The following is a 21,000-nucleotide window of genomic DNA, read 5'->3' on the forward strand; positions in this document are numbered from 1 at the left end:
TGAGGCTCAACCCGATCAGGCCGCCAGCACCGCCGGCGAAATCTCGAATGCGGCCACGGCCTCGGAAAGCTGGCGCGTCTGCTGATGCAGCGAGGCCGCGGCAGCCGCGGCCTCCTCGACGAGCGCCGCGTTCTGCTGGGTCATCTGGTCCATCTGCGAGACGGCCTGATTCACCTGATCAATGCCCGTGCTCTGCTCGAGCGACGAGGCGCTGATCCCCGCCATCATCTGCGTGGCGCGCGAGATCGAGTTCGACACCTCGCGCATCGACTCGCCCGCACGCTCCACGAGCTCCGAGCCCCCGCGGATCTGCGAAACCGACTCGCTGATCAGCGTCTTGATTTCCTTGGCCGACTGCGCGCTGCGCTGCGCAAGCCCGCGCACCTCGCCCGCCACGACCGCGAAACCACGGCCCTGCTCGCCCGCGCGCGCCGCTTCCACGGCCGCGTTGAGCGCGAGAATGTTGGTCTGGAACGCGATGCCGTCGATCACGCCGATGATCTCCGCGATCTTGTCCGAGCTTTGCGCGATGCCGCGCATGCGCTCGACCACCTCGCCCACCACGGCGCCGCCGCGCGCGGTCGCGTCGAGCGCCGCCTCGGCCAGCGCGTTCGCCTCGCGCGCGTTCTCGGCCGTGTTGCGCACGGTGCCCGTGAGTTCCTCCATGCTCGCCGCCGTTTCCTCAAGCGAAGCCGCCTGCGATTCGGTGCGCGCCGAAAGATCGGCGTTGCCCGTGGCGATCTCGTCGGCGCCCACGTTGATCGAGCCCGCCGTTTCGCGCACGGTGTGGACGGTACGAGCCAGGCTCGACTGCATCAGCGAAAGGCCCTGGAACAGCCGGCCGATCTCGTTCTCGCCGCGCGCGGCGACGCGCTCGTTCAGGCGTCCGCGCGCGATACGGTCGAAATGGCGGCCCGCTTCCTCGAGCGGCTCCACCACGCCGCGCCGCAGCGCGAAGTGCACGCCGGTCGCGAGCGCGATCAGCAGTACCAGGATGAAGATGCCCACGCCCTGGAAGAGCGCGAGACGCGAGTCGATCGAATCGAGCGAAGCGCGGCTCGCGGCGGCGCTGAACTGCGCGAAGGCGTGCAGCTCCGCGAGATAGGCGTCCTGGTACGACTGCGTCGGCTGGTCGAGGAAGGCCTGCAGATTGTTGCCATTGAGGTCGTCGATCAGCTCGCCAAGCGCCTTGCGGTACACCTGGTAGCGCTCGCCGAACGCGGCGACGCGCGCGCGGTTGTCGTCGTTGATCGGCGGCACGGCCATGAGGGCCGCGAAAGTGGTGTCGGCGGCGGCGAGCTGGTCGCGCGCGTGATTGACCATGTCGGTCGGCACCGTGCCGCCACGGACCATGCGCGTGCCCGCGCGCGAGAGGTTGATGCGGGCGTCCATCAACTGCTGGGTGATGACGTTGGCGGCGCTTGCCTGCCGCAACGCCACTTTCGAGAGGTCGGCCACGTCGTCGTGCGTACGTGTGAGCGACCAGTAACCAAGTCCTGCGGTCACGAGCTGCAGTACACAGAACGCGACGAGGACACACAACAGGCCGGATGCGACCTTGATCTTGCTGAACATCGGGGACACCTGGGATGGCAGTGAATGAGTGAGGCACGAGCATGTGATCGCTCGGGCCCGCACTGCGTTTACGGCCGCGCAAACCCGGTTTTTGAGCCCTAAACCGTGAATAAACCGTGAGAAAACGCCCTAAAATGCATAGCAGATCATTTCGGCAATGGTTACACGAGCATTCTCTGCATTTCTCGCAACAATAAAATGCCGACTCGGTTCGATTCACCTTGACTCGACGCCGAGGCTTCCTAGAGTGGTTAGGAAACCACTCGGGGATAGACCCAGGGAATGCGACGATGACAGATCTCGTGGATCGCGCGCGCGGCGCTTTGCATGCCCAACCGTTCAGCGTGCTGCTCGGAACCGAACTGACGCACGTGGGGGCCGACGAGCTGACGCTGAGGCTGCCGGTACGCGACGACCTCAAGCAGCAGCACGGCTTCGTGCACGGCGGGGTGATCAGTTATCTCGCCGACAATGCGCTGACCTTCGCGGGGGCGCTGGCTCTCGGGCCGCGGGTGGTGACGGCAGAATTCAAGATCAACTATCTGCGCCCGGCGCTAAAGGGCACGCTGATGGCGCGGGCGCGCGTGGTGCACGTGGGGCGGCATCAGGCCACGTGCCAGTGCAGCGTGTACGTGATGGAAAACGGCGACGAAAAGCTCGTGGCGCTCGCCCAGGGGACGGTTAACCGGCTGCCGGAAGGCAATGGGCCGGACGAGAAAAGTTAGACAAACAGAAACGTCTGCGCCGCAAAACGAAGCGCGCGAGGCGAAGCGGGTCTGCCCCGCTTCCCCTCGCGCGCTTTTTCATGCTTCAGGCGCGCTTATTCCGCCGCGCGCGTTTTCTGCTGCTGCTCGCCCAGACCCTCGATACCGAGACGCACCGTCTGCCCCGCCTTCAGGAACACGGGGTTCGGCTTCACGCCCATGCCCACGCCAGGCGGCGTGCCAGTGGAGATCACGTCGCCCGGCTGCAGGCTCATGCACTCCGAAAGATACGAAACTAGCTTCGCGACCGTGAAGATCATCGTGCGCGTGCTGCCGTTCTGGTAGCGATGGTCATCCACTTCGAGCCACATCGAGAGATTCTGCGGATCGGGCACTTCGTCGCGCGTGACGAGCCACGGGCCGGTCGGGCCGAACGTATCGAAGCCCTTGCCCTTGTCCCACTGACCGCCGCGCTCGATCTGCCATTCGCGCTCGGACACATCGTTGATCACGCAGTAGCCGGCCACGTAGTTGAGCGCGTCGGCCTCGCTCACGTTCTTCGCGTGCTTGCCGATCACCACGCCCAGTTCCACTTCCCAGTCGGTCTTCTTCGAGCCGCGCGGGATCTCGATGTCGTCGTTCGGGCCGACGATGGCGCTCGTCCACTTGTTGAAGACGACTGGCTCGCTCGGCACCGGCATGCCCGACTCGGCAGCGTGATCGGCATAGTTCAGGCCAATGCAGACCATCTTGCCGATATGGCCGACGCAGGGCCCGATGCGCGGATTGCCTTCGACGAGCGGCAGCGTTTCCGGATCGATCGTGCGCAGTTGCGCGAGGCCGGCATCGGAAAGCACGTCGCCTGCAATGTCGGCCACGTTGCCTGAGAGCGCGCGAATGCGGCCTTCGGCGTCGAGCAGGCCCGGTTTTTCGTGGCCCTTCGGGCCATAGCGAAGCAGTTTCATCGTCTGTGTTCCTCGTGTGTCTGAGTGCTATGCAGTCGGTCAGAATCGCTTGCGGCAGATTCGGGGCTAACTAGTTAGACCATCCGCCGTCGATCACATGCGCCTGGCCGGTCGTGAATCCCGATTCGTCGGAAGCGAGGTAGAGCGCGAGCGCCGCGATTTCCTCGGGCTTGCCCACGCGCCCCATCGGCTGGCGCGCGACGAACGCGGCGCGCGCCGCGTCCACGCTCGTGCCCTGCGCCGCGGCTTGCGTCGCGATGCGCTCCTCGAGCGACGGCGAAGACACCGTGCCGGGGCAGATCGCGTTGCAGCGGATGCCGCGCGTCACGAAGTCAGCGGCTACGGCCTTCGTCAACCCTATCACAGCGGCCTTCGAGGCGCCGTACACAAAGCGGTTGGGCACGCCCTTCACGCTCGACGCCGCCGACGACATGTTGATGATCGACCCGCCGCCCTTCGTCAACATGGCCGGCAGGAAGGCGCGGATGGTCCGGTACATCGCCTTCGCGTTCAGATCGAACGCGAAGTCCCAGTCTTCTTCGCTCGCTTCCAGTATCGAGCCCGCGTGCACGAAGCCCGCGCAGTTGAACAGCACGTCGATTGTGCCCAGTTCCTGCGCGAGCGCGGTGATGGCCGCGCCGTCGAGCACGTCGAGCTTGCGCGCCTCGACCGGCAGCGCCGAGAGCGCGTCGATGCGCAGGTCCGTGGCGATCACGCGTGCGCCTTCGCGCGCGAACAGTTCGGCGGCCGCGTAGCCTATGCCCTGGCCCGCCGCGGTGATCAAGGCCGTCTTGCCGGCCAGTCTTTGTACCATCTGCCACTCCGGTTGAAAGCGCGGTTGAAAGCGAGGCACGGTGAGACCCGGTACTGCTGCAGGCGCCCCGTGCCGCGATCGAGCGATGAAATCGCGGGAAGAAGTCGGGATGACGCGAACGGCCATTATGGCGACGCAGGCGCGCCTCGTGGCGTTCGGCGGACGTTTTCTAACCGGCTGGATCGTCCCCTAGCCCGGTTTTAAGCCGATAGAAAGCCGCTGCATTGCCGCCAAAAACAGCGGCGCGCTCGTCTGCGGATAGCGCCTTCGTGAGTTGTTGCGCGCTTGCATGCCAGCGTTCGTAGTCGCCATTGAGGTTCAGCACCGGCCAGTCGCTGCCCCACATGAGGCGCTTCGGGCCGAACGACGCGAGCAGATGCGCGACCCAGGGCGCAAGCGTGGCGTCGTCCCAACCAGGCGCGGCTTCGGTCGCGAGCCCGGAAAGCTTGCAATGCACTTGCGGAAACCGCGCGAACCGCGAGACGGCGTGCGACCACTCGGCGAAACCGCTTTCTGCGCCATCGGCAATAGGCGGCTTCGCGCCATGATCGATCACCACGCGCAGCGCGGGATTGCGCGCGATAAACGTCGCGAGCGCATGCGCATGGCGCGTGAAAACGAGTGCGTCGAAGGCGAGATCGTGCGCGATGAGCGCTTCCACACCTCGCGCGGTATCGGCATTCTCGATCCAGTCGTCGTCGGGCAGGTCCTGGAGCATGGGGCGCACGCCGCACAGCTTCGGCTCGCGCGCGAGTTCGGTGATCAACGTGCCGACGTGCGGATCGTCGAGCGGCACCCAGCCCACTACGCCCGCAATCGATGGCTCGTTGCGCGCGAGGTCGAGCAGCCAGCGCGTTTCCTCGACGGTCGGCGCGGCCTGCACGACCACCGTGCGCGCCACGCCGCACGACGCGCGCAAAGGCGCGAGATCAGCGGGACCAAACGCGCGATAAAGCGCGGTCATCGAAGGCGTGAGCCAGCCGTAATCGCCGCGCGCGGGGTCCCAATAGTGCTGATGGGCGTCGATCGCCTCGATCGTAGTGATCGTAGCCATGGCTCAAACCTGCGGAAGCGGCGCGCGCGGATCGAGAAGACCTTTGTCGCGCAGCGCGAGCCACAACTCGCGAGGCAATTTCGTCTCGAACGAGGCGGCGTTCTCACGCACCTCTTGCGGGCTGCGCGCGCCGTTGAGCACCGTTGCCACAGCCGGGTGCGCATAGGGGAACTGCAGCGCCGCCGCGGCGAGCGGCGCGTCGTAGGTCCGGCAGATCGTTTCGAGCCGCGCCACGCGCTCGACCACTTCCTGCGGCGCGTCGGCATAGTTGAACTTGAGTTCGCCAAGCAGGCCGTGCGCGAGAATGCCCGAATTGAACGCGCCGCCGAGCAGAATGCTTACGCCCTTCTCCTCGCACTCGGGCAGCAGATCGTCTAGCGGCGCCTGTTCGAGCAGCGTGTAGCGGCCCGCGAGCAGCGCACAGTCGATGTCGAATTCCCGCATCGCCTCGAGTATCACTTCGCGCTCGTTCACACCGAAGCCGACCGCCTTGATCGCGCCCGCGCTGCGCAATTCGTCGAGCGCCTTGAAACCACTGTCGCTCAGTTGCCGCCAGTAGTGCTCGTTGCGCTCGCCGTGCGTGAAGCGGCCGATGTCGTGCACGAGCAGAATGTCGATTTCGACGAGGCCAAGCCGCTGCTGGCTGTCCTCGAACGAACGCAGGATGCCGTCGCGCGTGTAGTCGAAAATCGCTTCGAAGGGCAGCGGGTTTTGCCAGCCCTCGCTGCCGTCGTACGGATGCGTGCGCGGCACGAAATGGCGGCCCACTTTCGTGGAAATCACGTACTCGTTGCGCGGATAGCGCCGCAACGCCGCGCCCAGCCGGTGCTCGGCCTTGGTGTGGCCGTAGTGCGGCGCGGTATCGAAAAAGCGGATGCCGGCTTGCCACGCGGCGTCGACAGTGGCCTGCGCTTCTTCCTCTGACAAATCGCGGTACAAGCCGCCGAGCGGCGCAGTGCCGAGACCCAATGCGCTCACTTCGAGCGCCGTGCGTCCGATACGGCGCGTATGCGCCACCCTGGGATGCTGTTCTTGCGCCATGGCTCGTCACCTCCTGGAGATGGTTGGGTCCACAACGATTGCCGTTTCAGTTCGCGGCTTCGACGATCGGCACGCGCGCACTGGCGGGCAGGCATGCGGGGCCGACTGGTTCGAAGGTCTTGTACGTGAGGATAAACTCCTGGTGCCCGAGCGTCTCCGACTTCGAGCGCTCGCCGCCCGCCACCGCCAGCGTGCGGTCGAACACTTCGCGCCCCACTTCGTCGAGCGTCGCGCGGCCCTCCAGAATGCGGCCCGCGTCCACGTCCATGTCGCCGGCGAGGTTACGGTAAGTCAGCGGGTTCGCGCACACCTTGATGACGGGCGCAAGCGCCGAACCCACCACCGACCCGCGCCCCGTCGTGAACAGGATCACGTGCGCGCCGCAGGCGATCAGCTCCGCGATTTCCGCATTGTCGCTGATATTCGGAAAGCCGAAGCGCGGCTCGCCGTCGGGCACCACGTCGAGCAGATAGAGCCCGCCCGTGGGCGGCACGTCGCCCGGCTTCACGATGCCGACGATCGGCGAGGCGCCGCTTTTGGCATACGCGCCAAGTGACTTCTCTTCCTGCGTGGTGAGGCCGCCGTCCGCGTTGCCCACGGCAAACGAACCGTGGCCGAGAACCGAGTAGTAGCGCGCCGCCTTGGCCACGCACGCAACGATCTCTTCGCCCAGTTCGGGCCTGGCCGCCCGGCTTTTCATGTGAAATTCGCAGCCCACCAGCTCGCCAGTTTCTTCGAAGATGCAGGCCGAACCCGCCGCGATCAGCTGATCGAACGCGCGGCCCACGGCCGGGTTCGCGGTGATGCCGCTCGTGCCGTCCGAGCCGCCGCAGATCGTGCCGACCACGAGTTCGTCGAGCCGCATCGGCACCTTCTTTTGCACGGCGAGTTGCGCACGCGCTTCGCGCACCCAGTCGAGACCGTACTGGATCGTGCTGCGCGTGCCGCCCTTTTCCTGGATCGTCAGGACTTCTACCGGACGACCGCTGGCGCGCACCTGCTCCACGAGGTAGTGCTTGTTCATGCTCTCGCAGCCAAGCGAGACGAACAGCACCGCGCCCACGTTCGGATGCGTGGTGAGCTGCTTCATCATCTTTTCGGCGTAGCTGTTCGGGAAGCAGCCCGGAAAGCCGATCAGGTGAACCGGCGGCTCATGTTGAGCGGCCGGGTCGTCGAAAGCATCGAACGGCTCGCGGAACTGCGCGACGATTTCCTGCGCCACATGGTGCGCGCATTCCACGAGATAGGCCACCGCAACCACGTTGCGAATGCCCTTGCGACCGTCGCTGCGCAGCCAGCCTTCGAGCATGGGCGCGGCGGCTTGTGAATTTGTGACGTTGCTATCGCTCATAACTTGAATCCTGCTCGCGGCGCGTGCCGCATCGTGGAGGCGTTACTTGTGCGGCACGAACTCGTGCCCCGCGTCGTGCGTATAGGTCGGCAAATAATCGCTTTCCAGGTTGTGCGTGTGCAGATGCTCACCGCGCGCCACCGGCTCGTTCACGTGGCCGATGCGCGCGCCATAGCGCAGCACCTTTTCGTCTTTGGCAAGTGCGCGGCGCGCCACTTTGTGACCGAGTTCGATCGTCTTCGCGAGTGTCACGCGCTCGCCTTCTATCGCTACCGTCTCGCCCGCTGCCAGACGCGCCGCCGCGATCAGACAGTTGTCCTCAGGAGTGAGCAGGATGAGACGGGCGTCGGTATGGGGTGCGTTGCCGTTCACAAATAGTCTCCGCTTTCAGTTCTGTGCCTCGCCGCCCGCGAGCCGCGCCACCATCAGCGAGCCGAGGATGATCGCGCCGTAAATCGCCTGAATCCAGAACGACGGCACCTGGGCGAGCGTGAGCAGGTTCTGCACCACGCCGAGCAGCAGCACGCCCGAAAGCGCGCCGAGCATCGTGCCCTTGCCGCCATCGAGCGAAATGCCGCCGATCACGGCCGCCGCGAACACGGTGAAGATCATGCCGTTGCCCTGATTCGCGTTGATCGCGCCCACGTAGCCGGTGACGATCAAGCCGCCAATCGCGGCGAGCACGCTGCCGAGCACGAACACGCCCCACGTGATGCGTTCCACGCGAATACCCGCTGCGCGCGCCGCATCGGGATTGCCGCCGATCGCGTAGAGCGCGCGGCCCACTCGGTGGTAGCGCAGCATGAACGCGGCGAACGCGAACGCGGCAGCGGCAAGCCACACGGAAACCGGCAGGCCGAGCACGATGGTGGTGGCGAGCGCGAAGAACGACGAAGGCATGTCGAAGAGCGTGCCGCCCTTCGTTGCGCCCACAAGCATCCCGCGCAGCACGATCAGCATCGCGAGCGTGACGATGAACGCGTTCAGCCGCAGCCGCACCACGAGAAAGCCGTTGATGAAACCGATCAGCGCGCCCACCAGAACGATGGCGGCAAGCCCGACGAACGCCGGCCACTGCGTGCCGAAACCCGCAGAAGCGGCCGGCATGACGAGCATCGCGCCAACGGCAGGCGCAATGCCCACGGTCGATTCGAGCGAAAGATCGAACTTGCCCGTGAGCACGATGAGCGATTCGGCAAGCACCACGAGCGCGAGCGCGGCGGAAGCCCCGAGCACGCTGATCAGATTCGCGCGCGTGAGAAAGCTCGGGCTCACGAAGCCGCCGATCACGAGCAGCAGCACCAGCGCGGGAAGCAGCGCGAAATCGCGCAGGCGCGCCAGTTCGATGCGGGGACGCGCACTGCGCCCTTGAGCGGCCGCATCGGCCTGCGCCGCCGCAAACGCGGGCGTCGAAACACTATTCTTCATGGAGATCGACTCCTTCAATCGATGCGATCAGTTCGTGGTCCTGCCATCCGGCCGCCATTTCGGTGACCACCTCGCCGCGAAACATCACGAGCACGCGGTCGCAGGTGCGCAAGTCGTCGAGTTCGCTCGACACCACGAGCACGGCCTTGCCTTCGTCGCGCACGCGGTCCACGACCGAGAGCAGCGCTTCCTTCGATTTCACGTCCACGCCCGCGGTAGGGTCGATGAGCACGAGAACGTCAGGATTGCTTGCCAATGCGCGCGCCATCACCACCTTCTGCTGGTTCCCGCCCGAAAGCCCCGAAACCACGTGGTCCGGTCCTTGCGCGACGATGCCGAGCGACTCGATCATGCGCTTGCCAAATGCCTGCTTCTTCGCGGGCGGCGCGAAACCGAAGCGCCCGAGCAATCCCGCGATCGTCATGGAAGCGTTCTCGGCCACCGACTGCGTGAGCACGAGCCCTTCGTGATGGCGGTCCTTCGGCACGCAGCCCACGCCGCTCGCCAGCGCCGCGGGCACGTCACCGGGCGTGAGCGGCACGCCCTTCACGCGAATCTCGCCTGCGCGCTGCGCGGTGAGTCCCGCAATCGCCTCGCCCACACTCGTGCGGCCGCTGCTCGTCGCGCCCGTGAGGCCGACCACTTCGCCGCGTTTCAGCGTGAACGACACATCGTGGTAGTCGTGCCCTGTGAGACCGCGCACTTCTAGCGCCATCGGTGCGTTGGCGGGCAGCGCCGCACGCGCCGCCGCATCGGCGACATTGAGCCCGCCGCGCTCACCCGTCATGGCTTCAATAAGCCTCTCGCGCGGCAATTGGGACACAGGCGCGCTTACGATATGCCGCGCATCGCGCAGCACCGTGACGGCCTGGCAAATCTCGTACACCTCCTGCAAATGGTGCGAGATGAACAGGAACGTCACGCCTTCGCGCTGCAATTCGTCGATACGCCGGAAAAGGCGCTTGATTTCCTCGCCGTCGAGCTGCGCAGTCGGTTCGTCGAGAATGATGAATCGTGCGCCATACGAAAGCGCCCGCGCGATCTCCACGAGTTGGCGGGCTTCGACCGTGAGGTCGCCCGCGCGCGCATCTTCGCGTACGTCGATGCGCCAGTGGTCGAGCAGCGCACGCGCGTCGCGGCGCATGGTGGGCCAGTCGATTACGCCGCGCCGCCTTGGCTGGCGATTGATGAAGAGGTTTTCCGCGACTGTGAGATCGCGAATGATCGTGGAATGCTGATACACGCAGGCTACGCGCTCGCGCCAGGCGTCGCGGTCAGCAATCGCGGGCGCACTTTCGCCGTTGAAACGCACACTGCCTTCGTCGGGCTTGCGCAGGCCGGTCAAGATCGAAACGAGCGTGGACTTGCCCGCGCCGTTGCGGCCCACCAGCGCGTGCGACTCGCCCGCCATCACGCGCAGGCTCACGTCGGCGAGCGCCGCCGTGGAGCCATAACGCTTCGTCACGCCGCTTGCCTCGACCACCGGCGGCAGGGCTCGCGCGGCCGCCTCGCGGCTGCCCACGGATACCGCGCCGCCCCACGGCGGCGCGCTATCGGCTACGACCCGCGCTACGGCCCGATCGCTCGTTCGATCGTTCATTTGACGGTGTTGCCCCACAGGTTCTTGTCGTCGACGTTCTGCTTCGTCACGAGCGGCGCCGGCAACTGGTCTTCGAGGATGCCCGACTGCAGCTGGATGATCGTGCTGTCGTGATCGGTCTTGCCCGGCTTGAATGTCTTGCCCTCCAGCGCGGCCTTGATGTAGTAGAGGCCGTACTTCGCATAGAGGTCGGCGGGCTGCGATACGGTCGCATCGATCTCACCCTTGCGAATTGCTTCGAACTCCTGCGGAATGCCGTCATTGGAGACGATCACGATGTGCTTCGGATCGCCCGCGGGAACAAGCAACTGCTTGCGGCGCAGCGTTTGCAGCGTGGGCGAGAGATACACGCCGCCCGCCTGCATGTAGATGCCCTTCACGTCGGGGTTCGCGGTGAGCAGGCTGTCCAGCGCGCTCGCGGCCACGTCGCCCTTCCAGCCGGCCGGAATTTCCAGCAGCGAGAGATTCGGATAGTTCTTCAAGCACGCGCGGAACGCTTCCGAACGGTCGCGCCCATTCACCGAGGCGAGGTCGCCCATGATCTGCACGACCTTGCCCGACTTGACATGCTCGCCGATGTATTTGCAGGCCTGCTCGCCGTAGGCGCGGTTGTCGGCGCGCACGACCATCGCCACGTTGCCCTGCGTGGGCGCGACGTCCACGGCCACGACCTTCACGTTCTTCTGGGCGGCGTTGCCGAGCGCGCGGCTGATCGCCGCCGAATCGATCGGCCCGACCACGATGCCCTTCGCGCCCAGGTTGATCATGTTGTTCATGTCCGTGATCTGCTGGGCGGGATCGTTGTTCGAGTTCACGGGCGCGAGGATGTCGATGCCGTCCTGCTTCGCGTAGGCGCCGAGGTAGTTGTTGTACGACTGCCAGAACGGCGACGTGAGGAGCGGCAGGCCCAGGCCGACCTTGCCGAGTTCGGCGGCATTGACGGCACTCGACGCGCCGAACGCCGCAGCGCAGGCCGCGGCGACGCAAAGCGTTTTAGTGGCGGCGCGGGCGAAGGAGCCGCGTGCTTGATGAATTGCGGTGGAGCGGCGGGCCTTCGAGAGCCCGGATGCGAACGCCATGTGTGTCTCCTGTCGACGCGCGTGGCACGCCGATTCTGTCGTTGATGAATCGCATGTGTTTGCCGCGCCCACGTGGAAATGCTCGAAGCGCCGGCGACCCGTTGCAACTGCCTCTTCCTTACCTGACGACACTGGCGTTTATTCACCAGTGAACATATTATTCATATACGCACCGCACGAGGTCAAGGAAAGTGCAGTGCAACATGGGTCCGTGATTTCCCTGGGGACATCGAATGGAAAAGAACGCGAAAAATAGCCAGATGGACAACGTGCCCGAAGAAACCGAAGAGAAAGACGACGCCGATCGCTATCGCGCGCCCGCGCTGGACAAGGGGCTCGACATCCTCGAGTTGCTTGCGGAGCAGCGCGCCGGCCTCACGCGCGCCGAGATCACGAAGGCGCTAGGGCGCAACGCGAGCGAGATCTATCGCATGCTCGAGCGGCTGGTGGCGCGCCAGTACGTCATCCGCTCGGAAGGCGGCGACCGCTATGCGCTGAGCCTGAAGCTCTTCGCGCTCGCGCACCGTCACCCGCCCATGGAACGACTGATCTCTGAAGCGCTGCCGCTCATGCAGCGCTTCGCCGACGAAGCCGAGCAGTCCTGCCACCTCACCGTGTACGACCGCGGCAACCTGATCGTGATCGCGCAGGTGGACGGGCCGGGCACGTGGGGCATCGCGGTTCGGCTGGGTTCGCGCGTGGGTCTCGTCGATACGAGTTCGGGCCGCACGCTCCTTGCCTGGCAAACGCCGGAGCAGCGCGCACACATGCTCGCGGAGCATACGCAGGTGAAGGGCGAGGTGGCGATCGACCACGCGGCGCTCGAAGCCGCGTGCGAACAGGTGCGCGAGGCGGGATTCTCGCGCAAGGACAGCCAGCAGATTTTCGGCGTGACGGACGTGACGTTTCCGGTGCTCGGGCCGTCGGGTCAGGCGATCGCGGCGCTCACCTGTCCGTTCCTCAAACGCATCGACGACTATGTCGCGCCCTCGCTCGACGAGGCCACGCAAATGCTGAGCGCGACCGTGCAGACGTTGTCGATGTTTCGCGAGGACGGTGGGGCGTGACGCGAAAGCACGCCACACCTGACTGCACCTAGCGCACGACCACGGGCGTCCGATCGTCCACTTCACCCCTTACCGCCTGCGCCTCCCGCTCCACGATCGCCACGTAGAGACGCTCCAGGTCGCGCGTGAATCGCGCCGTATCGAACAGCGGCGACGTAGCGCGCGCGGCTGCAAGCCTTTCGCGCACCCTGGCGCGCCATGCCGCGTCGGTGGCAACGCCGAGCGCGATCTGGAAGTACGCGTCGAGATCGCGCGCGACAAGTTCAGAAAGCCCCACCGCGTGCAGCAGACTCACGCCCACGCGGCCCGCGAACAACGTGCCGGGCGCCGTCACCATCGGCACGCCGGCCCAGAGCGCGTCGCTGCCCGTCGTGTGCGAACCCACCGGCAGCGTGTCGAGCGCGAGGTCCGCGAGTTGCAGGCGCGCAAGGTGCGCTTCCTGCGACACACGCGGCGCGAAGATCACGCGCGCGGGATCGACGCCTTGCGTCTCGTAAAAAGCCCGCAGATTCGCTTTCGCGCGCTCCGAACCCGGATCGAGCAGCCAGAGCACGCTGCCGGGCGTGGCCTTGAGCAGGCGCGCCCACAGCGCCGACATCGGCGCATTGAACTTGAACGTCTGGTTGAAGCTGCAAAACACAAAGCCCGTTTCAGGCAAGCCCGCTTGTGCGCGCGAGGGCGGCGGCGCGCTCTGCCGGCGGTGATCGACAGGCTGGTAGCAATGCGGCATCAGCGCCAGCGTCTCACTGTAGTGCGGGGCTGCCGAGGGCGGCGTGACATCGGCGTCGGAAATGAGATAGTCGGCCAACCGGGCGTGACCCAGCGAGCCGGGATAGCCCAGCCAGCTCACGATCACGGGCGCGGGACGCAGCGCCGTGATGCCAAGCCGCGAGCCCGTTGTATAGCCCTTCAGGTCGACGAGCAGATGAACGCCGTCATGCACGATCTCGGCGGCGCTCTGGGCGTCGGACAGCCCGCCGATGTCGTGCCACGTGCCCGGCACATGCGTGAAGCGCGCGCGGGTGGCGGCGTCGGGGTCGGGCCCGTACGAGTACAGATGAACGTCGAAGCGCGTGGCGTCGTGCAGTTCGAGCACGCCCGCCAGCAGGCGCAGCGTGGCGTGATCGTAAAAGTCGGCCGAAAGATAGCCGATGCGCAGCCGCTCGCCCGCCGCGCGGCGTGCAAGCGCGGCGGCAAGCCCCGCGCCGCGCGCCACGAGCGGCGCCGCGGCCAGTTCGCCGCGCCAGCGGCTCTGCGCGAAGCGCGACCCCGCTTCGCGATGCAGTTGCGGCGTCAGCGCCGGAATGCCGAGCAGGCACCAGGGCGTGAGATTGTCGGCCGTGCCCGCCGACACCATGGTGAGCGCCGCCGCGTCGATCTCGGCAAGCTGCTGCCAGTGCGCCTCGCGGCGGCGCACGTATTGCGCGGCTTCCCACCGGCCACCGCGGCAATAGGCTTGATCGGCTTCGTCGATACGGTTCAGTCGTTCCAGCAAACCGCCATAGCACTGCCAGAGATGCGCCGAGTTCGGGGCAAGCGTGAGTGCCTGCTTGAGGTTGGCCTCGGCAGCTTCGAGTTGGCCGGCATCCTGCTGAAGCATTGCGAGATTGCTGTAGGCGAGCGCGTAGCCGGGCTCCATCGCAATGGCTTCACGGTAGCAGGCCTCCGCTTGCGGCAGCGAGTTACGCTTCTTGAGCAGATTGCCGAGGTTGCTGAACACACGCGCCTCGCGCACGCCCGCGCCGATCGCGGCGCGATACGCTTCGATCGCCTCGCCGTCGCGGCCCTGCCATAGCAGCGTCCACGCGAGATCGCGCCGGCACGGTCCGCTCTCGCGCTGGGCGAGCGAAGCCCGGTATGACTGCTCGGCCGCCTCGAACTGCGACTGCCGCGCGAGCGTCACGCCGAGTTGATGGAGCGCTTCGGCATGCTGAGGCTCTTGCGCGAGGATCTCGCGAAAGAGCGCTTCGGCGAAGCTGTATTTTTCGTCGTGCAGGTGCCCGATGCCGCGTTGAAGCAAAGCCTCCGGGCGCGAATCGGCATGAGATGAGGGGCGCGATGAGTTCATCCGGCGATGATAGGGAGCGCCTTCACCCGAAGAAATCGGACACGTCCTACATATGCGCTGCGCGCACATGCAAGTCCGTTCTGAGCAAATGGAAGGCCGCCACGCAAAACGGTTAGAATGGCGGCCCTCTCAAAAAACTGTGCGCCTTGCCTTCCCCGGCAATTGAAGGCTGCGCATTCGAAGACCCCGAAAACCCATGGCGAAACTCCTGACCGATCAAGAATTCCAGCGCTTTTCCGAGCTTCAGCAGAAACAGGCGAGCTTCACGATCACGCCCGAAGAAGCCGATGAGCTGCGCGACATCGTCGCGCGCGCGCAGAAAAAGCGCGATGACCGCGCCGACGCGATGAAGACCGTCGAAACCGCCATCGCGCAATTCGAGATCGCCCCCGAGGAGCTGTTCACGGCTGAGCAGATCGCCGAAGCCGCGCGCAATTTCGGCCTGATTCCGGCCACGCGCAAGGAGCGCGTGCTGCCGCCTTCGCTCACCTTCAACGGCAAGACGCACCAGTGGACCACGCGCGTGCTGCCCGAGGAAATCCGCACGCCGCTGTTCGAGGCGTTCCAGGGTGGCCAGTCGGTCAAGGCGTTCATTGCCACGCCCAAGGACGCCGCACGCTGCGCCGCGACCATCGCGCGGCTGGAAAAGGAAACTGGCGCGCAGTACGGCGAGGCCTGGCTCGAAGAGCTGGCGCTCACGCGCGGCCAGATCGACGACGCGCTCGCGAAGCTGGCCGCTTAAGGTTCCCGCTCAGTCGAGCGGCATGCGGAAACCGACCACGCCCGGGTCTTCCGTGGGCGTGACGGTAAAGCCGATGGCGCGCGCGAGGCCGATCATCGGCGCGTTCTCGCGCAACGCCTCGCCGAGCAGCCAGTGCGTGCCGCGCGAGCGCACATACTCGATGATGCGCGTCATCAGCAAGCGGCCAAGGCCGCCCCGCTTGAGATTCGACAGGATGGCGACCGCGAATTCGGCGGTCTCGTTGTCCGGGTCCGCCACGGCGCGCACCACGCCCAGCGTGCGCGGCTGTCCGTCCTCGCCCTGCACCACCGCAATGAGCGCCATCTCGCGGTCGTAGTCGATTTGCGTCATGCGCGCGAGCTGCGTGTGATCGAAGCTGCGCACCGCCGAGAAGAAGCGCAGGCGCAAATCGTCGGGTGTCATCGATTCGACGAACGTGCGGTGCATCTCCTCGTCTTCGGGACGGATCGGCCGGATCGTGAGGCGCTCGCCGTGCCAGTCGAGCGTTTCTTCCAGCCGCCGCGGATACGGCATGATCGCGAAGCGGCTGCGCTTTTCCGCGAGCTGCAGACAGGGTGCGACGACCACAACCGCCTCGGGCAGCACGCGCAGTGTCAGACGCATGCCCACGATTTCCCGCACCTCGCACACGAACTGCGATAGCTCGGTGAGCGCGGCCAGCGTGGGCTCGGGCGCCGCGTAGCGCGCATAGGGCGAGTGCGCGACGATGTCGCGCGAGAGCACGGGGTTCAGCGGCGGCAGGCTGTACACGCGCAGCGCTGGCGAAAATTCGTCCGGCGAAGGCGCAGCGAAACGGAACACCGGGCCGAAGTTGTCGTCGTCTCGAAAGTCGATCGACACGTCCACCACTGGCTTCACGCCCGGCTCGTCCTGCGCCTGCGTGACCAAGCCGAACAGGGCCAGCAACTTGCCAGCCTCCTCATCTTTCAGCTCCGTGCGCCCGGCGGCCAGCGCCGCGCGCGCCTCGCCTTGCGCGGCCTCGATCGCGGCCGGGCCCTGGGCGGGCATCGTTTCGGGCGTCTGCATCAACAGCTCGCGGCCCAGCCGGTAATCGACGAGACGGGCAAACGCGCGCGCCAGACGCCGCGGCGTGGTGTGCACCGGAATGCCGTGCGCGTGCAGCTCGTCGCGCGTTTTTTCGTCCACGCCGCCGAAAAAGCACGCGAGCATGCCGCGATACGCATAACGCTGCTGCTCGATCAGCGTGCGCGCCACCGCGTCGACCGGCGCGCTGTGCGTGGGCGCATGCACGACGAACGCCGTGCCGCTCGAGCGGTGCGTCGCGAGCGTTTCCAGCGCGAGACCGAAGTGCTCGGGCTTCGCGGTGTCGCCCAGCACGAGCGGATTGCCCGCCTGCGCGTGCGGCAGCGCGGCCTGAACGGCCGCGATCGCTTCGTCGTTCCAGCGCGCGAGCGTGTCGCCGGCCTTCATGAAGGCGTCGCGCGCAAGCGTGGCCACGCCGCGGTCGCTCGTGATGAGCGTGGCCGAGTCGCTCGCAGCCACGCGGCCCACGCCGAGCGTTTCGATTTCGTCGAGCAGGTCGTCGAGCGTATCCACGCGCACGAGACCTGCGCGCCGGAACGCCGCCGTGTAGAGCGCGTCGCCCTTGTCGTCGCGGCCGCTCCTCAGCGCGAGGACAGGCTTGTTGCGAGCCGCCGCGCGCGCCGCCGACATGAACTTGCGCGCCGCGCGGATCGTGTCCACTTCGAGCAGGATGGCGCGCGTGCCGGGGTCGCTCGCGAGATAGTCGAGCACGTCGCCCACGTCGACGTCGGCTTCGTCGCCGAGCGCGATCACGTGCGAGAAGCCGAGGCCCCGCGGCGCGGCCCAGCGCAGCACGGCGTTGGTGAGCGCGTTGGACTGCGAAACCCACGCCACGCCGCCCTTGCGCGCAATCGATGCCGCCGCGCCCAGTTGCGCGTTGAGCGCGGGCGTGAGCGCGCCGAGACTGCCGGGGCCGACGATGCGCAGCAGATGCGGGCGCGCCGCCGCGAGCGCGTGGCGCAGATCGGCCTGATCGGCCTCGTCGCGCACCTCGCCCACGATGATCGCCGCGCGCGTGCCCATGCCGCCCAGGCGATGCACGAGCGCGGGCCACGTGGCGGGCCGCGTGCAGATGATGGCGATGCCGGGCGCCTCCGGCAGGTCGCCTGCGTCGGCAAGCACCGGGCGGCCGTCGAAGGCTTCGAAGTCCCCCGCATGGCGCGGATTGACGGCCCAGAGCGGGCCCGTGAAACCGCCTTCGATCAGCCGCCGCCACACCATGCTGCCGATGCTGCCGGGGCGCTGCGAAGCGCCGATCACGGCCACGGATTTCGGCTGGAACACCGCGTCGAGATTGCGTACGGTCACAGGCACTCCTCGTTGGTCGATCGGGCGTGCACCGCTAATGGCGGACGCCTGTTTGTCGTCTTTACCGTTACGAGAAGAGGATAGGGCAAGCGCGCAGGCGGTGCGCGTTTTTCGCCCGGCGCAGGTGAGCGCAGAGGCGGCGGCATGGCGTCGCACGCCGCTCAGGGCGTGCTTCGACCACAATGCGCCACGATGCGCGAGAAGGAACTTCGCTTGTTTGAAAACGCGGCGCGAGCGCGCCGCGTGTTTTACATCGACTTCTTGAACGGCGCGCCCGAATGCTCGCGCAGCTCATTGAACACGATCTTCGGCCAGGCCTTTTGCGCGACCTCGATTTCGGAGACGTGCGAGGCGAGATAGGTCGGCGCGTTCGACGCGTCGTGGGCCATACGCGCCTCGTAAGAATCGGTGAAACGGCGCAGCTCGGCGGGATCGTCGCAGGTCACCCAGCGCGAGAGGCGATAACGCGCAGGCATCAGGCGCACCGCAACCTTGTACTCGGCGGCGAGGCGGTGCGACACCACTTCGAACTGCAGCTGGCCGACCGCGCCCAGAATCGTTGCACCGCCGTGGATCGGGCGGAACACCTGGATCGCACCCTCTTCGCCAAGCTGCTTGAGCGCTTCGCCCAGTTGCTTCGCGCGCATCGGATCGACCACTTCGATGGTCTGGAAAATTTCCGGTGCGAAGAACGGCAGACCCGTGAATTGCAGGTCTTCGCCTTCGGTGAGCGTGTCGCCGAGGCTCAGCGTGCCGTGGTTAGGAATACCGATGATGTCGCCAGGGTACGCCTCGGCCACGGTTTCACGGCGTTGCGACAGGAAGCTCACCACGTTGTTCGCGCGGAAGGTCTTGTTGTTGCGCGTGACCTTCAACTGCATGCCGCGCTCGAAATGGCCCGAGCACACGCGGATGAACGCCACGCGGTCGCGGTGCGCGAGGTCCATGTTGGCCTGCACCTTGAACACGACGCCCGTGAACTTGGGCTCTTCCGGCGAAACCGGACGCTGCACGGCCATACGCGGCGACGGCGGCGGCGCGAGGTCGACCAGTGCGTCGAGAATTTCCTTCACGCCGAAGTTGTTGATCGCCGAGCCGAACAGCACCGGCGACTGCTCGCCCGCGAGGAAGGCGTCGCGATCGAACGTGGGCGTCGCGCCCGTGATCAGCTCGACTTCTTCCTTGGTGCGCTTCCAGTGATAGCCGAAGCGCGCTTCGCCATCGGCGTCGCTGATGTTCTGCAGCGTTTCCACCGCGCCGCCAAGCGATTCCTGGCCTGCGCGGAACACCCGCACCTGGTCGCGCTGGATGTCGTAGACGCCCTGGAATTCCTTGCCCATGCCGATGGGCCAGGTGAACGGCACCGCTGCCACGCCCAGGTGCTGCTCGATTTCGTCGAGCAGGTCGAGCGGCTCGCGCACTTCGCGGTCGAGCTTGTTGATGAACGTGAGAATCGGCGTCTTGCGGCTGCGGCAGACTTCGAGCAGCTTGAGCGTTTGCGCTTCAACGCCGTTCGCGCCGTCGATCACCATCACGGCGGCGTCGACCGCCGTGAGCACGCGGTAGGTGTCTTCCGAGAAGTCCTCGTGGCCCGGCGTGTCGAGCAGGTTGATCACGGCGTCGCCGTACTCGAACTGCATGACCGAGCTCGCGACCGAAATGCCGCGCTGCTTTTCGATCTCCATCCAGTCGGAGGTCGCGAAGCGGCCGCTTTTCTTGCCCTTCACCGTACCGGCGATCTGGATCGCGCCCGAAAACAGCAGCAGTTTTTCGGTGAGCGTGGTCTTGCCCGCGTCCGGGTGAGAAATGACCGCGAACGTGCGGCGGCGTCTGAGTTCGGCTACTGACATGGATCTGGCGGGTATCACGGATGAATTCGGGCAACCGGGCCGCGCGGCGGGGGTTGCGGCGAGCGCGGCGGCGCTTGCGGGCGCGTTTTCGAGCAACGCTTGCAGCACATGCGCGGCATGTGGGCCAAGCGGCTACGCACAGCAAATAGCACGAGCGATCGGGAATGTCCCGCGCGTGCCCGCGCAAAAAAGCGAAAAGGCGCCGGGACCGAATGATACACGGCATTCGCGCCGCCGACTAAAGGTTTGATGGGGTTCGAACGGGTTAGACGTGCAGGTTGGCGCCGCTTGACTAAAGGTGAGCCTTTACAGGACCTCGATACGAGCGCATAACCGCTCTCGCGCGGGCACAGCGCGTAAGGTGAGCTTTTTCGGGAAATGCAGCGGTGCGGCCGTCACGTCGGGCGCGGCGCGCCCCTCGCGCAACGGCCTGACCGGAATCGGCCCGTTATTCCTTGATGAGGAAGCGTTCGCGGTTCTTGCCCGCCAGCCAGCCGGGCGCGCGGCCACGGCCGCTCCAGGTCTCGCCGGTCTTCGGGTTCATGTAGCGGGCCGGCAGCGCCTTCTTGCGCGCGGGGCCTGCACGTCGGCTCGTGAAGCCCAGTTCTTCCGCGGTGATGTCGTATTCCGCGATCTTTTCCTTGATCTCGGCGATCGCCTGGTCAATTTCCTTTTCACGCGCCGCAGCCACTTCCTTGTGAAGCTTCTCCAGCTGGGCGGTCAGTTGCTTGTAGCTCGGCATGAAACGTCATCTCCAGTTCGGTCGCGAGACTGCCATTGTGACCGGTTTGGAGCCCGCGCGACCGCGAAGGCGCGCTTTTTTACAAAGCTGCCGCAAACGTTGGCGTTAGCGCTCGCGTTGCTGCATCGATTCGTGCGACAGGCGGCTTTCGAGCGCGCGCAGCGCGTCGTTGAGCCGCTTCACGCGCTGCACCTGCGAAGGTACGAGGTTCGCGCTGGAAACCGACTCGAGCCGGCCGCGCCAATAAGAGAGCGGAATACGGTCGCGCCCCGAGAGCCGCCCGATGATGTGTTCGAGATGCTCAATGTCCTTTTCGAGTTGGTGATGATTCATCGCTGCCCCCGGTAATGACAAGTTTTATCGAGCATGCGCAAATAGCGCGCACTCACTTTCGTCGCATCGCCGCTTTTCCGCACGCTGCGGATAATCGGTCAGTTTGGTAATCACGCCGGCCGGCGATGCTAAATGCACGCCGCCGCGGATTTTCGGCTTTTGTTCGTACCGTCAGACCAGAATAAAGGTAGCTCGCCCGGCTATCCGTTGGATA

Annotated in this window: 18 protein-coding genes; 3 read left to right on the top strand and 15 right to left on the bottom strand. The window is 66.0% G+C overall.

Features of this window, described 5'->3' with window-relative positions; genetic code table 11:
- Window positions 1-15 precede the first annotated feature (15 nt).
- Complete coding sequence (locus tag VSR72_RS05885) at window positions 16-1,575, bottom strand: methyl-accepting chemotaxis protein (protein WP_342951453.1); 1,560 nt, start codon at window positions 1,573-1,575, stop codon at window positions 16-18.
- 290 nt (window positions 1,576-1,865) lie between these two features.
- Between VSR72_RS05885 and VSR72_RS05890 the strand changes: the two genes are divergently transcribed.
- Complete coding sequence (locus VSR72_RS05890) at window positions 1,866-2,300, top strand: PaaI family thioesterase (protein WP_342951454.1); 435 nt, start codon at window positions 1,866-1,868, stop codon at window positions 2,298-2,300.
- A 95-nt stretch (window positions 2,301-2,395) separates the two neighbouring features.
- Here VSR72_RS05890 and VSR72_RS05895 read toward each other — a convergent pair whose 3' ends face one another.
- The 9 genes from VSR72_RS05895 to VSR72_RS05935 form a co-directional block, all read right to left on the bottom strand.
- A complete protein-coding gene (locus tag VSR72_RS05895; protein ID WP_342951455.1) occupies window positions 2,396-3,244 on the bottom strand; it encodes an ureidoglycolate lyase in 849 nt (282 codons plus the stop codon).
- A 70-nt stretch (window positions 3,245-3,314) separates the two neighbouring features.
- Complete coding sequence (locus VSR72_RS05900) at window positions 3,315-4,058, bottom strand: SDR family oxidoreductase (protein WP_342951456.1); 744 nt, start codon at window positions 4,056-4,058, stop codon at window positions 3,315-3,317.
- Window positions 4,059-4,227: 169 nt separating this feature from the next.
- Window positions 4,228-5,112, bottom strand: a complete 885-nt coding sequence (locus VSR72_RS05905) for an amidohydrolase family protein (RefSeq protein ID WP_342951457.1) — start codon at window positions 5,110-5,112, stop codon at window positions 4,228-4,230.
- Window positions 5,113-5,115: 3 nt separating this feature from the next.
- Window positions 5,116-6,153, bottom strand: coding sequence for an aldo/keto reductase (locus tag VSR72_RS05910; RefSeq protein ID WP_342951458.1), 1,038 nt, complete (start codon window positions 6,151-6,153; stop codon window positions 5,116-5,118).
- Window positions 6,154-6,199: 46 nt separating this feature from the next.
- Window positions 6,200-7,504 carry a UxaA family hydrolase gene (locus VSR72_RS05915; RefSeq protein WP_342951459.1) on the bottom strand — a complete coding sequence of 435 codons (1,305 nt, stop codon included), beginning with the start codon at window positions 7,502-7,504 and terminating at the stop codon, window positions 6,200-6,202.
- Between the two features lie 42 nt (window positions 7,505-7,546).
- Window positions 7,547-7,876 (bottom strand): UxaA family hydrolase, encoded by a 330-nt coding sequence (locus VSR72_RS05920; protein WP_342951460.1) that lies wholly within the window; start codon window positions 7,874-7,876, stop codon window positions 7,547-7,549.
- Between the two features lie 15 nt (window positions 7,877-7,891).
- Complete coding sequence (locus VSR72_RS05925; RefSeq protein ID WP_342951461.1) at window positions 7,892-8,932, bottom strand: ABC transporter permease; 1,041 nt, start codon at window positions 8,930-8,932, stop codon at window positions 7,892-7,894.
- The gene (locus tag VSR72_RS05930) at window positions 8,922-10,532 is read right to left on the bottom strand and encodes a sugar ABC transporter ATP-binding protein (RefSeq protein WP_342951462.1); all 1,611 of its coding nucleotides are present in this window, start codon (window positions 10,530-10,532) and stop codon (window positions 8,922-8,924) included. Before VSR72_RS05930 ends, VSR72_RS05925 begins: the two co-directional genes overlap by 11 nt.
- Window positions 10,529-11,611 (bottom strand): sugar ABC transporter substrate-binding protein, encoded by a 1,083-nt coding sequence (locus VSR72_RS05935; protein ID WP_342951463.1) that lies wholly within the window; start codon window positions 11,609-11,611, stop codon window positions 10,529-10,531. The genes VSR72_RS05930 and VSR72_RS05935 overlap by 4 nt, the downstream gene beginning before the upstream one ends.
- Window positions 11,612-11,844: 233 nt before the next feature.
- Between VSR72_RS05935 and VSR72_RS05940 the strand changes: the two genes are divergently transcribed.
- Window positions 11,845-12,678: an IclR family transcriptional regulator gene (locus tag VSR72_RS05940; protein WP_342951464.1), complete on the top strand. Its 834-nt coding sequence runs from the start codon at window positions 11,845-11,847 to the stop codon at window positions 12,676-12,678.
- Between the two features lie 28 nt (window positions 12,679-12,706).
- Here VSR72_RS05940 and VSR72_RS05945 read toward each other — a convergent pair whose 3' ends face one another.
- Window positions 12,707-14,698, bottom strand: a complete 1,992-nt coding sequence (locus tag VSR72_RS05945) for a tetratricopeptide repeat protein (RefSeq protein WP_342951465.1) — start codon at window positions 14,696-14,698, stop codon at window positions 12,707-12,709.
- Window positions 14,699-14,942: 244 nt separating this feature from the next.
- On the opposite strand from VSR72_RS05945, the gene VSR72_RS05950 reads away from it, so the two are divergent.
- Window positions 14,943-15,488 (top strand): hypothetical protein, encoded by a 546-nt coding sequence (locus VSR72_RS05950; RefSeq protein WP_342951466.1) that lies wholly within the window; start codon window positions 14,943-14,945, stop codon window positions 15,486-15,488.
- 9 nt (window positions 15,489-15,497) lie between these two features.
- On the opposite strand, the gene VSR72_RS05955 is transcribed toward VSR72_RS05950, so the two are convergent.
- The 4 genes from VSR72_RS05955 to VSR72_RS05970 form a co-directional block, all read right to left on the bottom strand.
- The gene (locus VSR72_RS05955) at window positions 15,498-17,861 is read right to left on the bottom strand and encodes a GNAT family N-acetyltransferase (protein WP_342951467.1); all 2,364 of its coding nucleotides are present in this window, start codon (window positions 17,859-17,861) and stop codon (window positions 15,498-15,500) included.
- 248 nt (window positions 17,862-18,109) lie between these two features.
- Complete coding sequence (locus tag VSR72_RS05960) at window positions 18,110-19,711, bottom strand: peptide chain release factor 3 (protein ID WP_342951468.1); 1,602 nt, start codon at window positions 19,709-19,711, stop codon at window positions 18,110-18,112.
- A gap of 448 nt (window positions 19,712-20,159) precedes the next feature.
- Window positions 20,160-20,453, bottom strand: a complete 294-nt coding sequence (locus VSR72_RS05965; protein WP_069261447.1) for an H-NS histone family protein — start codon at window positions 20,451-20,453, stop codon at window positions 20,160-20,162.
- A 105-nt stretch (window positions 20,454-20,558) separates the two neighbouring features.
- Window positions 20,559-20,786, bottom strand: a complete 228-nt coding sequence (locus VSR72_RS05970; RefSeq protein ID WP_342951469.1) for a hypothetical protein — start codon at window positions 20,784-20,786, stop codon at window positions 20,559-20,561.
- Between the last annotated feature and the right edge of the window lie 214 nt (window positions 20,787-21,000).

It is taken from the genome of Paraburkholderia sp. JHI869 (genome assembly GCF_038900775.1).
Lineage (GTDB): Bacteria > Pseudomonadota > Gammaproteobacteria > Burkholderiales > Burkholderiaceae > Paraburkholderia.